The organism is Mesorhizobium sp. CO1-1-8, assembly GCF_020164875.1.
Classification (GTDB): domain Bacteria; phylum Pseudomonadota; class Alphaproteobacteria; order Rhizobiales; family Rhizobiaceae; genus Mesorhizobium.
Genome location: NZ_JAIUGZ010000012.1, coordinates 83170 through 97903, shown reverse-complemented (window position 1 = coordinate 97903; position 14734 = coordinate 83170). Strand labels below are relative to the sequence as shown.

Here is a 14734-nt window from a genome sequence, read left to right as displayed (position 1 = left end):
CTCCCTGCTCACTTCGCATCGTGAAAAATGATGCCGACCGTGTGGCGCATGCCTGAGCGCAACCGGCTGACGCCGTGGCGCAGATTGACGCGGTAATTGCCTTTGGTGCCCTGCACCGGCCGGTTGTGAACGGCGAAGACAACGGCGTCGCCCTGGCGCAGCGACACCACTTCGACCCGGCTCTGCATGCGTGGGCGCTGCTCGGTCAGCGCGAACTCACCGCCGCTGAAATCCTGGCCCGGTTCGGAGAGCAGGATCGCCACCTGCAGCGGAAAGGCGAGGTCGCCATAGAGATCCTGGTGCAGGCAGTTGAAGTCGCCAGGCACATATTGCAGCAGCAGCGGCGTCGGCCGCGTCTGGCCGGCGGCATGACACTGATCGAGAAACGCGGCATGCGTCGCGGGGTAGCGCATGGCCTGCCCCATGCGCTCGTTCCACCGATTGGCGACCTCGGCCAGCCTGGGATAGAGCGCGCTGCGCAGGCCGCCGAGCAGGTCGGGCAAGGGATAGCGGAAATAGCGGTACTCGCCCTTGCCGAAGCCATGCCTGGCCATATGGATGTGGCTGCGGAAATGCTCTTCCCTGGGATAGAGGCCGGCGATCTGCCGGCATTCTTCGGGCGAGAGCAATTTCTCGATCACCGCGCATCCGAAGCCGTCGAGTTCGGCGGCAAGGGCGGGCCAGTCGTAATCGGCAACACGCGTCCGAGCAGCTTCAACCGCCGATGCGGCAACCTTGGCATGGGCATTCATATCGTAGCCTCCTTGTCGATCAGAGCGCGCTTGCGCTCGACGCCCCAGCGGTAGCCCGACAGCGTGCCGTCGGCGTGGACAACACGGTGGCAGGGAATGCCCAGCGCAATCGCATTGGCGGCACAGGCGGTCGCCACGGCGCGGGCGCCGTTCGGCTGGCCGAACCGCCGAGCCAGTGTGGTGTAGGTGATGGTGGCGCCGCAGGGGATGGTGCGCAGCATCTCCCAAACCTGTTGCTGGAATGGCGTGCCGTGGCGCATGTCGAGCGACAGGTCGAGGCCGGCGGCCGGCGTTTCGATGAAGCGCGCGATTGCCGCGAGATCGTCGCGCAAGGTAGACTCGTCTTCGACCAGTACCTTGCCCGGGAAGCGGTTGGCGAGATCTTGCTTCAGTGTGTCGGCATCCGAGCCGATCAGGATGGCACAGACGCCGATATCGCTGCGCGCCGCCAGGATGTCGCCGATGGCAGATTCGCCGATGGCGTAGGCGATGGTGTCGAGGGCGTTGTGGACGCTCGCCGGTGGCGCCATTTGGGTTTGCATGAGGTTCATTGCGTTTACTCCTTTGTCTGTACCTGAACCCTAGCTGCGCGCCGTTCGGTGCTCACTCCGATGCTTGCTTTCAAATTCGAATCTGCTTGTAGAGCGCTGATTTTGATCATTCGCACTTCAGCCAAGCATGCTCATGCCACACGCGTGACCGACACCTCGCCAAGCACGAACACCTCACCGCTCAGCAGGCGCAGCTCGATGTCGCCGGTTGCGGTGTGGTTCCACTCAGCCTTACCGTCATCGACAAGCTCGCCGATGGCGGCCATGACCTGGGACTTCGCCTCTAGGGCGCGTTTGCTGACGGCGTTGCGGGCTGTCCCCTCGGTGACGCTGTCATGAGATCTTGCCATCGCGCGCATGCTTGGCCGTCATCTCCGCGCGGATCGGTAAGCGCTGTCGGATTCGCCGGCCTCACGCTCCAGCAGCGCGCGTTTGCGCTCAGCGCCCCAGGCGTAGCCGGACAGGGCGCCATCCCTGCGGATCACGCGGTGGCAGGGAATGGCGATCGCAAGATTGTTGGCGGCGCAGGCGGCGGCGATGGCACGGGTCGCCTTCGGTGTGCCGATGCGCTGCGCGATCTCGGCATAGGAAACCGTGCGGCCGGCGGGGATGTCGCGCAAGGCCTGCCAGACGCGTTGCTGGAACGCCGTGCCGCGCACGTCGAGCGGCAAATCGAGACCGAGCGCCGGAGCCTCAACGAAGCCGACGACGCGGGCGACCAGCGCCTCGTAGTCGCGGTCGCCGCCGATCAGCCGTGCCCTGGGGAAACGGTCTTGCAGGTCGCGCACCAGTGCGTCTGGATCGTCGCCGAGCAGGATCGAGGCGACGCCCTTTTGGCTGGACGCGACCAGGATGGCGCCGAGCGAGGTCTCGCCGACGGCGAAGCGGATCTCCTCATGCGCACCGCCGGCGCGATAGCGCGTCGGCGTCATGCCGAGCATGCCGGTCGATTTCTCGTAGAAACGCCCGCTCGAATTGAAGCCGGCATCGTAGATCGCCGTCGTCACGGTGGCGCCGTCTTCCAGGCCCTGGCGGACCCGGGCGGCGCGGTGCGCGGCGGCATAATCCTTCGGCGTCAGCCCGGTGACGGCCTTGAAGATGCGGTGAAAATAACCGGCGCTGCGGCCGGCCGCGTCCGCCAGATCAGCCAGCGATGGTTCTTCCTCGCTCTGCTCGATCCTGCGGCAGGCGTCGGCGACCATCGCGGCGTTGCCAGCTTCGAGCGATGGGCCATCGGGATTACAGCGCCGGCACGGGCGAAAACCGGTCGCCTTGGCCTGATCCAGCGTGCCGTGCAACTGCACATTTTTCGGGTTGGCGCTCCGCGACGGGCAGGAAGGCCGGCAATAGACGCCGGTCGTCACGACCGAATACCAGAATTGCCCGTCGGCAGACTTGTCGCGCGCAACAATGCGCGCCCAGCGCGGATCGTCGGCAACCGGCAGCGGCGTGGATTTCAGGTTCTTGGCCAGGGTGATGAACATGGCCGCATTGAAGCCGCCAAAAGCCGGCCCCGCCACCCGTTTCCTGCCAAGTGTCAGGAGGTCTTCCCAATCTGGGAATCCTCTTGTTCCCAATCTGGGAACTTGCTATATCTGGCCATGCAGATAATCGCCAAGAAAGCGCTGAAGGATTTTTGGGCCAAACACAATCAGGCCGAAGCTCCTTTGACGGCTTGGTATGTGGCGGTGGGCAATGCCGATTGGAAGACCCCGGCTGACATCAAGAATGCATTTGGAGCGACGGTTGATTTCGTGGGCGACAATCGCGTCATTTTCGACATTGGCGGCAACAAGTACCGCTTGATTGCCCACGTCACCTACAAGTTTCACCGCGTTCTGATCAAATTCGTCGGGACGCACAAAGGGTATGACCAGATTGATCCGGAGAAGGTGTGATGGAAAACATTCGACCCATTAAGACCGAAGCCGATTACGACTGGGCGATCGCCGAAATTACCAGGTATTTCGAGAGCGAGCCGGAAGTCGGCACCCCCGATGGTGACCGCTTCGATGTTCTCGCAACTCTGATCGAGGCTTATGAGGATGAGCATTATCCGATCGAAGCACCCGATCCCGTTGAAGCTATTCGTTCGCACATGGCGCTGTTCAACCTGTCGCGAAAGGCTCTGGCCGAGGTAATCGGATCATCGCCTCGGGCGACCGAGGTGCTGAACAGAAAGCGCGCGCTCACCCTGGATATGGTCTTCAAACTGAACAAGGAATGGAACATTCCCGCCGAAGTCCTCGTGCAACCCTATCACCTTGCACATCACAGGGAACGCAAGCGCGCCTAAGCTCCGGTCGGGCCCGTGGGCATGTTTGGGTGACATGCCCCCGGCTCTCCTATGCCGCGCGTTTGGGTTCCACGGCGAACGGGCTGAGCCCGAGCCAGATCTGCATCTTCCTGCCGATGGCCTGGTCACCGGTCAGGGCAACCTTCGCGCCGGCCTTCTCGACGGTCAGCAATCCCATCCAGATCGCCGTCATGGTGTGCAGGTCGGTCGAGACGTAAAGATCGACATCGAAACCCGGATCGTACCAGCACAGATCGACCTCGCCGTGTTTCTCGACGATCAGCCACCACGAGCGTTTGGACGCCGGCAGGTCCTGATACAGGAATTGTATCACCGTACGTCCCTCGGGCAGCGGAGAGGGGTTCAAATTGCGCCGCATGTCCCACATCAGCAGCGACGGATCGAGGTTCTTCAGCGACAGCCGGGACTCGACCCATTTCTGCCCCCAGAAGCCCATTGCCTCGACGACGGGGCGCAAGTCCCGGCCGGCCTCCGTCAGCCGATAGTCGAAGATCCCCTTCTCGCCCTGGACCTCCCCGCGCTCGACGATCCCGGCGATCTCAAGTTCCTTCAGCCGTTGCGACAGAAGGGTCGGCGACATTTTGGGGACGCCGCGGCGCAGGTCGTTGAAGCGGGTCGAGCCGGCCACCAGTTCACGCATCAGCACCATCGTCCAGCGGGTGCACAGCACCTCGGCGGCCATCGATAGCGGGCAGAATTGTTTGTATCCGTGCTGGCTCATGATTGGTACCTCTCCCTCAAACCTGACCGAATATTAGGCCCTCATGAATGAAGCGGCCAGTACGGAAACTGTACTGCCCCAGTACAGATCGCGGACTGGTTGGCGAGGGTCCTGCCATGCGAGCCCTTTGGCCGGTTGCACGGGATACCCTGTGCACCGCAACCAGGAGACTACCATGACCGCCTACGTTATCGCAGACATCAAGATAAACGACCCGCAGTGGGTGCCGGCCTATGCCGCCTCGGTGCACGACCTCGTCCACAAGCATGGCGGCAGATATCTGTCGCGCAGCGGCAATGTGAAAACGCTCGAAGGCAAGCCGCTCGACACCACGCTGATCGCGCTGATGGCGTTCCCGTCGGAAGCGGCGGCCCGCGCCTTCACCAACGATCCAGCCTATGCGCCCTTCGTTTCGGCCCGTCAGGGCGGCAGCGACAGCCGTTTCCAGGTGATCGACAACACCGATCTGGCGGGAACGATCCCGTATCTGCCGAAGGGATGATCCTTCCCGGTCGTCACATCGATTTCGGGATCTCCAAGCAACAACAGCCACAGCGCTTGCCTGCCGGGCCTCCGTATTTTCGGCGGCCGGCCAGCTGGGCTTTTTCAAGAAGAATGGAATGAAAATGATATTGAACTTTCGCAACAGGCTTATGATGGCCGGGGCCATGCTGGCTGTCTGCACCACCTTCGCGCAGGCGCATCAGGAAGCGGCCGCGCCGGCGTCCGGCCCCAATCCGCTGGCCGACAAGGTGCGGACCGCCAACAGTCGGTTTCTCGACGTCAAGGTGGCTGTATCAGAGGGCTATTCGCCCATCCCCTGCGCCAGCGGCATCACCGGCGGCGCCATGGGCGTCCACTATGTCAACGGCGGGTATCTGAAGGATGACAAGATCGATATCGCCCGGCCTGAAGCGGTGATGTACGAGCCGATGGCCGATGGCACGCTGCAATTGGTGGCGGTCGAATACATCACCTCGAAGGGGCCGGCGTCGCTGGACGGGCAGCTGTTCAATTTCAACAGCGCGCCCAACCGCTACGGCCTGGGTGAATTCTACGAACTCCATGTCTGGGCCTGGAAGGGCAACCCGACCGGCACTTTCGCCGACATGAACCCGAAAGTGTCATGCGAGCACGCAATGGCGCCGAGCCAGTAAGCAATGAGGCCAGGCGGCATTGACGCCGCCTGGCCCGAACGATCGTTTTGCCTGATCGCCTCAGGCGGCCTTGATCAGCCCGAGCTGGGTGAGGGCGGTGACGCCGTCATCGAGGCCGATCTCCTCGACGATCCTGCCGTCGACCACCTTCAGCACCGTGGTGCCGGTGAAGCGCATGGTGCGGCCGGTGGCGGCCGGCAGCGAACCGACGAGGAAGTCGCTGAAGACCGGGCCGGTATGCGTGCCGCCGCCCTCCCACTGGCCGACGACATAGTCGCCCTCGGCAATCAGGTCGGCGGTGGCCCAGAACCTGAGATCCGGGAAGGCGGCGCGGAAGCCGCTCATGAAGGCCTTGATCTCGTCGCGGCCGCGGCGCTGCTCGTGCAGCGAGTATTTCAGCAGCATGTCGGGTGCCGCGATGTCGTCGACGACGGACAGGTCGCAGCTTTCACCCCAGAAGTCGGTGAACCATCTGACGACGACGGCCTTGTTGTCTTCTTGCTTGGTCATTGGGAGATCCTCTTGTCTCTGCAGGGATCATCGGCGGCGCCGATGATCCCGGGATCGTCGGATTGGCCGATGATCTGGAGCCATGACTAGGAGGATCCGACCGATGCGAAACTCCGGTTCTTGCCGGCCAATCGAAGAGCGGAGGCGGCAGGCGGGGAGCTAACAAAGCAGCCCGCCCGCGGCGGTAACTGTTTCTTCTCTGGTTTTGCCGCAGATTGCCCGGGGATGGGGCAGGCGAAGCAGACGATGGCGCGTCAGGGCAAGAAAAGTCGCAATGGAACGTTCTGGGCCAAGGCCCTGGAGCGCGCCCATCTTGGCGTCTGGGACTGGGATCTTGTAACCGGCGATTGTTTCTATTCCGCGACCTGGGCGCGGATGCTGGGCTATAATGAGAGCGAACTTGCCAACAGCAGCGACCTGTGGCTGCAACTGACCCATCCCGACGACCGCGAGCGGGCGCTGGCCAGCGGCGACCGCCACATTGCCGGCCTGACCGACGCCATCGAGACCGAATTGCGGCTGAGGCACAAGCAGGGACACTGGGTGTGGGTGCTCGATCGCGGCGGCGTCGTCGAGCGCGACTCGATGGGAAAGCCGCTCAGGCTGATGGGTGTGCAGACCGACATCTCCAAGCAGAAGGCCGCCGAAGCCGAACTCGAGCAGGTCAATGTGCGCTTCCGCCTGGCGCTTGCCGCCAGCGGCACCGGCATCTGGCACCACGACCTTGCCACCGGCAAAAGCTATTGGGACGAACGCACCAGGGAGATTTTCGGGCTTGTCTCCGACACCGCCGAAGTCGAGCGCGACCACTGGTTCGGTTATCTGCACCCGGACGACAAGGAGGCCGCGTCGCACGCGCATCTGGTGCCGCTCGATACGGACAAGGTCACCGCCGTGCAGTACCGCATCGTCCGGCGCGACGGAGAGGTCCGGCACATAGAATCCCTGCTGCGTTTCATCGCCGATCCGCAAATCCCGGACCGCCGGCTGGCGGGGCAGATCCTGGGTACGGTGCGCGACATCACCGAAGACAAGCAGCGCGAGCAGGAGCTTGCCTATGCGGCCCGCCATGACGCGCTCACCGGTCTCTTGAACCGCGCCGCATTCGACCGGATGCTGGCCGATCATATCGCGGCCCCGCAATTGCTGCCGCTTTCCGTGTTCTATGTCGATCTCGACTACTTCAAGGCGCTCAACGATTTTGCCGGCCACGCGGCCGGCGACCTGGCACTGAAAAGCGTTGCCCACGGCATTCTGGGTTGCCTTCCGGCGACGGCGCATGCCGCGCGCCTGGGCGGTGACGAGTTCGCGCTGCTGATACCCAATTGCGATGCGGCGCAGGCCGGGCAGCTGGCCGGCGCGGTACTTGCCGCGGTTCGCGATGCCGAACTAGGATCGACGACGGCCACGTCGCGCAAGCTGGCGGCCTCGATCGGCATCGCTTTCGTCGATGACGCCAACACGACGGTGGCCGACGCGCTGGCCTGCGCCGACGACGCCTGCTACGCGGCCAAGGCCGCCGGGCGAAACCGATTTGCCGTCTTCTCCACCGATACGGCATCGGGTTCGGGTGGCCTCAACGCGGCGCGCGTCGTCGCCGATACGGTCGACGCCATGGAAGACGGAAGGCTGAAGCTGTTTGGCCAGGAAATCCATCGGCTGGGCCGCCCCTGGCAGGAAAGCCGCCATGTCGAAGTGTTGGCCAGGCTCGCCGCACGCAACGGCCGGCTGGTGCCACCCGGCGAGTTCATTCCGGTGGCCGAGCGGTTCGGCATCGCGTCGCGGCTCGACCGCTGGATCATCCGCACCGCGCTGTCGCGGCATGGTGCCGCCTTGCGTTCGGGGGCGCTGACGCTTGGCTTCAATCTGTCGGCGCAGACGCTGAGCGATCCGCAGCTTTGGGACTTCGTGGACAGCGTCATAGAAGAAACCGGAGCGCCGCATTCGGGCATCGGCTTCGAGATCACCGAAACCGCCGCCGTCACCAATTTCGACGCCGCCGAACAGTTCGTGCGCAAGGCGCGCGAGCGGCGCTGCCGGGTCAGCCTCGACGATTTCGGCGCCGGCATGAGCTCGTTCGAATATCTCAGGCGGTTCCCCGTCGACACGATCAAGATCGACGGTTCTTTCATCGAACATATCACGCAAAGCCGCTTCGACCGCGAGATCGTGCTGGCCATCACCAGCATTGCCCGCAGCCTCGGCTGCGACGTGGTCGGTGAGAGGATCGAACGGCAGGACACGCTGGCCATGTTGAGCGACATGGGGGTCGCCTTCGGCCAGGGATTTTTGCTGCACCGGCCGGAGCCGCTGGAGCGAATTGTCGCGCGCGCGACCAAGGGAGCGGCGGCCCGCAAGGCATCGTGATCCGGGTGCGCCGAGTTTCAGGCCAGGCCGGACTGGCCTGAAACTCGACACATTCTATCCGGTTCGCCGCGCCGTCGATTGCGGAAACTCCAGCACTCCAGCCTCGGGTCGCCTGTGCTGCGCCTCCGTCACCGCTTCGATCAACAGATCGAGCGCGTCACAGGCCGCGCGACTCGTCTCGTCATTGCCCTGCAGATAATGATAGGCGCGTTCGAGGTGGATGCGGGCGGCTGAAAAATCGCTGGTCAATGGTCCCTCCATTATCCCGCCCTAAAAGACCTTGCCGGAGACGAGGGAACGCCGGGTAAATATCCACAAGCGGCTTTTATTCAAATGCCACCAAACCTGCCGCATGACGGCAAAGGACAATCCGGAAATCATTGCGGCGGCCGTGGGGTCTCCAGGTCTTTTGGGTGAATAGGGTCAGTCTCGCAGAATGATCTGGATCGCCTTATCGACCACCGGATGCAGGCCACTGGCCTGGAAGGACAGCCGGTTGCCGGAGCCGACATTGCTGGTCATGGCAATGGTCAACCCCGAGATCGGATCGTGCAGCATGACGGCGACGTAGCCGGGAATGCTGCCCTGGTGGCCGTAGAAGGAGCGATCGGCGTAGGTGCTCTGGAACATGCCGGCTCCGGTCTCGCGCATGCGGGTGCCCGGAAAGCTCGCTGGCACGCGGTGTTCGAACATCTCGGCGAAGAACGGCGGCGACAGCGCTCTGCCGGAAAACAGGCCGCGCATGAAGGTCACCATGTCAGACGGCGTCGACACCATGTCGCCGCAGCCATAGGCGGCGCCGAACGGGAAGGAACCGGACGAATCCTGCAATGCGTCGGAATAGGGCAGCACGCCGTCCATGCGCCACATCTCGCCGCCCGTGGCGATGTCGGTGGGCGCATTCGCTGGCGGCGGCGGCCGGTGATAGTAGCCGCGCACCATCGATTTTTCCGGAAAGGCTTCGGTGGCTGGCGACCAGGTATTTTCCAGGCCGAGCGGCTGCAGCACGGCGCTTCTGACATAGCCGCCCAACGACTGGCCTGAGACCGCCTCGATCACCATGCCGGCCAGCACATAGCCGGTGTTGTTGTAGACGGCGGGTCCGCCCGGCGCCTTCTGCTTGTCGGAGGCGAAGGCGATGTCGACCAGCTGTTGCGGCGTCCACTGCCGGCTCGGGTCCATCGGAATGTAGTATTCGAACTCGGGCAGGCCGCTGCGGTGGTTGATCAGCTGGAGCACCGAAATGGCGCCGGCGCCCGGCAGGTCGGGAAACCAGCCGGAGATCGGCGCTCTGAGGTCGAGCTTGCCGTCCTGGGCGAGCTTGATCAGGGCCGCGGCAACGAAGGTCTTGGTGCAACTGCCGATCTTGAACAGGCGTTCAGGCGAGACGGCAATGCCATGCTCCCGGTCGGCGAGGCCGGCGGTGAGCGCGGTTGGTGCGGCGCCTGTAGAGTAGGCGAGCGAGGCGCCTACCGCGCCATCGCTGAGATAGGTCTTGAGGAGGGCGTTCAGGTCTTCACGCATGGATTCTGCTTTCGCCGCTAAATTGCTGGTTTCATAGATGTCGGTGCGTCCTCGAGCCGAGCCCGAGGGCAGGGTCGCCCAGCTTCACTCCGCAATATCGACCGCGGCAAAGTTCTGCCGACCGAAGGGGTCGAGAACATAGTTGAGCACGCTCTTGCGGATCGGGATCGCCACCACCGAATGGGCGATCGGCGCCACCGGCACCTCGACCTTCAGGATCGCCTGCGCCCTGGCGTAGATGTCGGCGCGCTGTTTCGGATCGGCGGCGACGCGGCCGTCCTGCAGCAGCTTCTCGAAGGCTGGATCGCACCAGCGCGAGCGGTTGGAACCGCCCTTCACGCCGTCGCAGGAGAGCAGATAGCTCAGCATGTTGTCGGGGTCGCCATTGTCGCTGCTGCCGCCGAGCAGATAGGCGTCCTGTTCGCCCGCCGCGGTGCGCTTGAGATATTCGCCCCACTCGAAGCTGGCGATCTCGGCCTTGACGCCGACCTTCGCCCAGTCGGCCTGGATCATCTCGGCCATGCGCTTGGCATTGGGGTTGTAGGGCCGCGACACCGGCATCGCCCACAGGCTGATTTTCAGGTCGCTCTCGTGGCTGGCTTCTTTCAGCAGCTTCTTGGCGCCATCCGGGTCATAATCGATGCCGGCGTCGGTCACTGCGCCGATTTGCGCCGGCGGCACGATGCTGCCAGCGACCGTGCCGGCGCCGGCATAGACGGCGTCGACGATCGCCTTGCGGTCGACGGCCTTGGCCAGCGCCATGCGCACGCGCACGTCGCCGAGCGGCTGGTGTTCGACGTTGAAGCCGAGGATGCCGATGTTCTGGCCCTTGAGGTCGAGCACGGTGATGTCGGGATCGGTGCGCAAACCGGCGACCGCACTTGGCGGCGGCGGGGCGGCGATCTGGCACTCATTGGCCTTGAGGCGCTCGACGCGGGTGGTCGGCTCGGGCGTGATGGCGAAGACCAGCGTGTCGATCTTCGGCGCGCCGCGCCAGTAGTCCTTGTTGGCGGCGTAGCGGATCTGGCTGTCGGGGACATAAGCCTCCAGCACGAACGGGCCGGTGCCGACGGGTTCGCTATCGATCAGTTCCGGCGTGCCGGCCGCGACCATCTTTTCGGTCTGCTCAAGCGACAGTATGGAGAGATAGTCGAGCGCGATGCCGGGCAGAAAGGTGACATTGGCTGCCGTCAGCGTGAAGCGCACGGTGTAATCGTCGACCTTGTCTATCTTGTCGATCAGCGTGCCCATGCCCAGCGCGTTGAAGTACTCGTAAGCGCCGCCGCCGAGCTTGTGGTAGGGATTGTTGGCATCGCGCTGACGGTTGAAGGTGTAGAGGACGTCATCGGCGTTGAGATCGCGCGAGGGCGTGAAATGGTCGTTCGACTGGAATTTTACGCCGTGCCTGAGATGGAAAGTGTAGGTCTTGCCGTCGGCTGAGACCTCCCAGCTTTCGGCTAGGGCCGGCCCGACTTCGGTCGTGCCAGGCTTGAACTCGACCAGCCGGTTGAAGATCGTCTTGGCGGCTGCGTCCATGGTCGAATCGGCGGTGCCGATCGCCGGGTTGAAGGTCTCGGGATTGGCTTCCGAGCAATAGACCAGGGTTTTGGCATAGGCCTGTCCGCCGAGAAGCACGGACGAGGCCAGAAGCGACGAGGTAAGCACTGCACGCAGAACGGTGGATTTCATCGCAAACGCTCCTGATGACACTTTACAGGTTGAGGGAAGGGCAGGCCGGTGAAGTTCATGGCGTCGCCGCCGGGGTGAGGAAACGGTCAGGCGCCAGCGCGGCAGAAGTGACGCCGCGTGCCGTGAGATCGTCCGGCAGGGGCTGGCCGCGCAGCAGCGCCGAACCCAACCGCGCCAGCGTCAGCGACACCTGGAAACCGTAGCCGCCCTGGCCGCCGAGCCAGAAGAAGCCGGGCAGGCGCGGGTCGAAGCCGACGACTGGAGTGCGGTCGGGCGAAAAGGTGCGCAGGCCCGCCCAGGGCGTCGACGGACGGCCGATGCGCAGCGATGTCGCCTGTTCGATGCGGTCGACGGCGATGGCGACGTCGATGTCTTCGGGGTAGGCGTCGCAAGGCGCGGAATCGGTTTCGTCGGCGAGCGAGCCGATCAGCCTGCCGGCGTCCGGCTTGAAGTAGAATTGCTCGTGCAGGTCGACCACCAGCGGCCAGGCGCTGATGTCCGTGCCGGCGGGCGGATCGAACAGGAAGGCGGTGCGGCGCTTGGGCCGGAAGCCAAGGCCGAAGAGACCGGCCAGCCCGGCGACGACGTCGACCCAGGCACCGGCGGCGTTGACGATGATATCGGCTTCGTTTGTGCCGGCATTGGTGGTGACGCTGAAGCCGGCTGCCGTGCGCGCGATCTCACGGACCTCTTCACCGGTGCGGATCACGCCGCCGCCCGCCTTGAGTGTGGAGGCTGAAGCCGCAAGCATCTTTCCTGTGTCGACATCGAGCGCGCCGGGTTCATGCACGCCGCCGCAGGTGGATTCGGTGGCGATGACCGGGACCAGGGCGCTGACTTCCGCAGCCGACAGGCGCTGCACGCTCGGCACCAGCGCCTGCATCTCGGCCGCCATGCGGTCGACGGCTGCACTGTCTTCGACGCCGCCGACATGCAGCGCGCCGCGTCGGTGCGCGGCGAAGCCGCCATCGATGATCGCCTGCCGGCTGGCCAGCGACAGCGCCCGCACCAGCGCATTGCCGTAGGTTTCTGAAAACAGCGCCGCCGAGCGGCCGCTGGCGTGGTAGCCGAGATGCGGCTCGCGCTCGAGCACGGTGACCTCGGCCCAGGGCTGCACGGCCGCCGCCAGCGCAAGGCCGGCAATGCCGCCGCCGATGACGACGATCTTCTGAGGGGACTTCGACTGCATCTCCTAGGGGTAGAAATAATTTCGTATCCAGTCAATATTTAGCGTATAAGAAAATTATTGGCATTGTTGATGACGACGGGGAGTTCAACTAACAAGGTGGGGAAGCGGCCCGGTGGCCGCGCCAGGAGCTGACGATGTCGGACCAACCGAACCTCGGTGATTGCCTGCGCGGTTTGAGGAAGACGCATGGCTGGACCTTGCAGGAGGTCAGCACGCTGACCGGCGTCGCGGTGTCGACGCTCTCCAAGGTCGAGAACGACCAGATGTCGCTAAGCTACGACAAGCTGCTGCAGATCTGCGAGGGGCTGGGCATCCATGTCACTGAGCTGCTCAGCGGCGACCGCAAGCAGCCGTCTGCGCGCACGCGGCGTTCGGTGACCTCGCAGTCCAACACGCTGCGCCAGCTGACCCGCAACTACGATTACCGCTATCTGGCGACCGACCTGGTGCGCAAGCGCATGGTACCGATCCGCGCTTATGCACGGGCCCGCACGCCGCAGGAGTTCGGCCCGCTGACCAGGCATGCCGGCGAGGAATTTTTGATCGTGCTCAAGGGCGAGATCGAACTGCACACCGACCAGTACGCGCCGGTGCGGCTGAAACAGGGCGAAAGCGTCTACATCGATTCCACCATGGGCCACGCCTATTTGTCGGTCGGCGAAGGCGACGCCGAGATGCTGTGCGTCTGCTCCGGCGACGAGCCGGACATGGAAGGCACGCTGCTGAGCGTGCTGGAGACGGTGGAGGGGTAGGGGCTGGCCCAACCCTCCACGTCGGTGCCGCCCCTCATCTGGCTGCCGCCGTCTTCTCCCCGTAAACGGAAGAAGGACGATCCTATCCACGGGCGGCGCTGGCTTCAACAATTGAGCGGCTCCGCTACAGCGCAACCACACGTCCCGTTCCCCGCCGAACCGCCTCGCGGTAGGCGAGGTCGGCGGCCACCATGTCTTCCATGGCGACGCCCATGGCCTTGTAGACGGTGACCTGATCGGCACTGACCCGCCCCGGCCGCAGCCCGCGCAGCATCTCGCCGAGTTCGGTTCCGGTTTGCGGATCAAGACCGGCGAGTTCGCAGGAACCGACCGGGGTAGGGGCAAAGGCGTCCCTGGTCTCGATGAACAGGCTGGCCCTGCTGATAAGCTCGACCGGCAACTCGCCGCCGGGCGGGGCGACGCCGACCGACGAGACGTGGCTGCCGGGTCGCACCCATTCGGCCGAGATCACCGGCTGGTAGGAATGCGTTGCCAGGCAGACGACGTCGGACGAACGCACCGCGGCCTCGACGTCGGCGACGGCGACGACGCCCGGATGCTGTGCGGCGAGCGCCTTCGCATCAGCAAATTCCTTCGAGACGACTCGGATTTCGGCGAAGTCGCGCACCAGCGGCAAAAGATGCAAATGCTGGCCGGCCTGCACACCGGCGCCGACCACCGTCGCGATCTTGGCGTCGCGGCGGGCGAGTTCACGCACCGAGAGCACAGCCGAGCCGGAGGTGCGCACGGCGGTGATATAGGTGCCGTCCATGACGCAGACCGGCATGCCTGTCTGCGGATCGAACAGATGGATGGTGGCGAGGTGGCTGGGGATGCCCAGGGCGATGTTGCCCTCGAAGACGTTGACGATCTTCACCGTCAGATGCATGCCTACCGTCCAGGCTGGCATCGCCAGCGAATAGCCGGCCTGCGGAATATCGAGCTGCGGCCGCGCCGGACTGATGACCTTGCCGCCGGACAGCGCCTTGAAGCCGCCGGCGAGCGCGTCGAGAAGCTGGCGCAGGTCGATGCAGGTTTTCACCTCGGCCTCGCTCAGGGTGAGTATGGGCGTGTCGCCCTTGGCCTGGGCGCTGCGGGAGGTCGATATCGCTGATGTCATGGGATCCGCTTTCGTTGTCGGTTGCACGACAACGGTATTGCGATCCGGGCGCGTGATGAAATATACTGTTTTTGCTATTTTGGCG

17 protein-coding genes are annotated in these 14734 nt (G+C 64.2%); 6 read left to right on the top strand and 11 right to left on the bottom strand.

Going from position 1 to position 14734, the window contains the following annotated elements; translation table 11 throughout:
- Positions 1-8: 8 nt before the first annotated feature.
- The 4 genes from LB558_RS22730 to ada all read right to left on the bottom strand — a co-directional run bounded on the left by LB558_RS22730 (position 9) and on the right by ada (position 2787).
- Positions 9-752 (bottom strand): 2OG-Fe(II) oxygenase, encoded by a 744-nt coding sequence (locus LB558_RS22730; RefSeq protein ID WP_224699587.1) that lies wholly within the window; start codon positions 750-752, stop codon positions 9-11.
- Positions 749-1303 (bottom strand): methylated-DNA--[protein]-cysteine S-methyltransferase, encoded by a 555-nt coding sequence (locus LB558_RS22725; RefSeq protein WP_224699586.1) that lies wholly within the window; start codon positions 1301-1303, stop codon positions 749-751. The genes LB558_RS22730 and LB558_RS22725 overlap by 4 nt, the downstream gene beginning before the upstream one ends.
- A 131-nt stretch (positions 1304-1434) precedes the next feature.
- Positions 1435-1653, bottom strand: coding sequence for a hypothetical protein (locus tag LB558_RS22720; RefSeq protein WP_224699585.1), 219 nt, complete (start codon positions 1651-1653; stop codon positions 1435-1437).
- A gap of 18 nt (positions 1654-1671) precedes the next feature.
- Positions 1672-2787 carry a bifunctional DNA-binding transcriptional regulator/O6-methylguanine-DNA methyltransferase Ada gene (ada, locus tag LB558_RS22715; protein ID WP_224699716.1) on the bottom strand — a complete coding sequence of 372 codons (1116 nt, stop codon included), beginning with the start codon at positions 2785-2787 and terminating at the stop codon, positions 1672-1674.
- A 117-nt stretch (positions 2788-2904) separates the two neighbouring features.
- On the opposite strand from ada, the gene LB558_RS22710 reads away from it, so the two are divergent.
- Together LB558_RS22710 and LB558_RS22705 are read left to right on the top strand one after the other, a co-directional pair.
- Positions 2905-3201 carry a type II toxin-antitoxin system HigB family toxin gene (locus LB558_RS22710; protein ID WP_224699584.1) on the top strand — a complete coding sequence of 99 codons (297 nt, stop codon included), beginning with the start codon at positions 2905-2907 and terminating at the stop codon, positions 3199-3201.
- On the top strand, positions 3201-3599 hold the full coding sequence (locus LB558_RS22705) for a helix-turn-helix domain-containing protein (RefSeq protein WP_224699583.1): 399 nt from the start codon (positions 3201-3203) through the stop codon (positions 3597-3599). The genes LB558_RS22710 and LB558_RS22705 overlap by 1 nt, the downstream gene beginning before the upstream one ends.
- Before the next feature lie 49 nt (positions 3600-3648).
- Here LB558_RS22705 and LB558_RS22700 read toward each other — a convergent pair whose 3' ends face one another.
- Complete coding sequence (locus LB558_RS22700; protein ID WP_224699582.1) at positions 3649-4341, bottom strand: winged helix-turn-helix transcriptional regulator; 693 nt, start codon at positions 4339-4341, stop codon at positions 3649-3651.
- Positions 4342-4516: 175 nt separating this feature from the next.
- On the opposite strand from LB558_RS22700, the gene LB558_RS22695 reads away from it, so the two are divergent.
- Both LB558_RS22695 and LB558_RS22690 read left to right on the top strand, forming a co-directional pair.
- Positions 4517-4843 carry a DUF1330 domain-containing protein gene (locus LB558_RS22695; protein WP_056591901.1) on the top strand — a complete coding sequence of 109 codons (327 nt, stop codon included), beginning with the start codon at positions 4517-4519 and terminating at the stop codon, positions 4841-4843.
- Between the two features lie 154 nt (positions 4844-4997).
- On the top strand, positions 4998-5498 hold the full coding sequence (locus LB558_RS22690; protein ID WP_412033492.1) for a hypothetical protein: 501 nt from the start codon (positions 4998-5000) through the stop codon (positions 5496-5498).
- A 60-nt stretch (positions 5499-5558) separates the two neighbouring features.
- Here the strand turns inward: LB558_RS22690 and LB558_RS22685 are convergent, their stop codons facing one another.
- Positions 5559-6008 (bottom strand): ester cyclase, encoded by a 450-nt coding sequence (locus LB558_RS22685; RefSeq protein ID WP_224699580.1) that lies wholly within the window; start codon positions 6006-6008, stop codon positions 5559-5561.
- 246 nt (positions 6009-6254) lie between these two features.
- Here LB558_RS22685 and LB558_RS22680 point away from each other — a divergent pair, with 246 nt between their 5' ends.
- On the top strand, positions 6255-8375 hold the full coding sequence (locus LB558_RS22680) for an EAL domain-containing protein (RefSeq protein ID WP_224699579.1): 2121 nt from the start codon (positions 6255-6257) through the stop codon (positions 8373-8375).
- Positions 8376-8429: 54 nt separating this feature from the next.
- Here LB558_RS22680 and LB558_RS22675 read toward each other — a convergent pair whose 3' ends face one another.
- The 4 genes from LB558_RS22675 to LB558_RS22660 form a co-directional block, all read right to left on the bottom strand.
- On the bottom strand, positions 8430-8624 hold the full coding sequence (locus tag LB558_RS22675; protein WP_024501638.1) for a hypothetical protein: 195 nt from the start codon (positions 8622-8624) through the stop codon (positions 8430-8432).
- Between the two features lie 174 nt (positions 8625-8798).
- Positions 8799-9899, bottom strand: a complete 1101-nt coding sequence (locus LB558_RS22670) for a serine hydrolase domain-containing protein (protein WP_224699578.1) — start codon at positions 9897-9899, stop codon at positions 8799-8801.
- 84 nt (positions 9900-9983) lie between these two features.
- On the bottom strand, positions 9984-11588 hold the full coding sequence (locus LB558_RS22665) for an ABC transporter substrate-binding protein (protein ID WP_224699577.1): 1605 nt from the start codon (positions 11586-11588) through the stop codon (positions 9984-9986).
- A 55-nt stretch (positions 11589-11643) separates the two neighbouring features.
- Positions 11644-12777, bottom strand: a complete 1134-nt coding sequence (locus tag LB558_RS22660) for an NAD(P)/FAD-dependent oxidoreductase (protein WP_224699576.1) — start codon at positions 12775-12777, stop codon at positions 11644-11646.
- A gap of 134 nt (positions 12778-12911) precedes the next feature.
- Between LB558_RS22660 and LB558_RS22655 the strand changes: the two genes are divergently transcribed.
- A complete protein-coding gene (locus LB558_RS22655) occupies positions 12912-13529 on the top strand; it encodes a helix-turn-helix domain-containing protein (RefSeq protein WP_224699575.1) in 618 nt (205 codons plus the stop codon).
- A 124-nt stretch (positions 13530-13653) separates the two neighbouring features.
- Here the strand turns inward: LB558_RS22655 and LB558_RS22650 are convergent, their stop codons facing one another.
- Positions 13654-14649, bottom strand: coding sequence for an ornithine cyclodeaminase family protein (locus tag LB558_RS22650; RefSeq protein WP_224699574.1), 996 nt, complete (start codon positions 14647-14649; stop codon positions 13654-13656).
- Between the last annotated feature and the right edge of the window lie 85 nt (positions 14650-14734).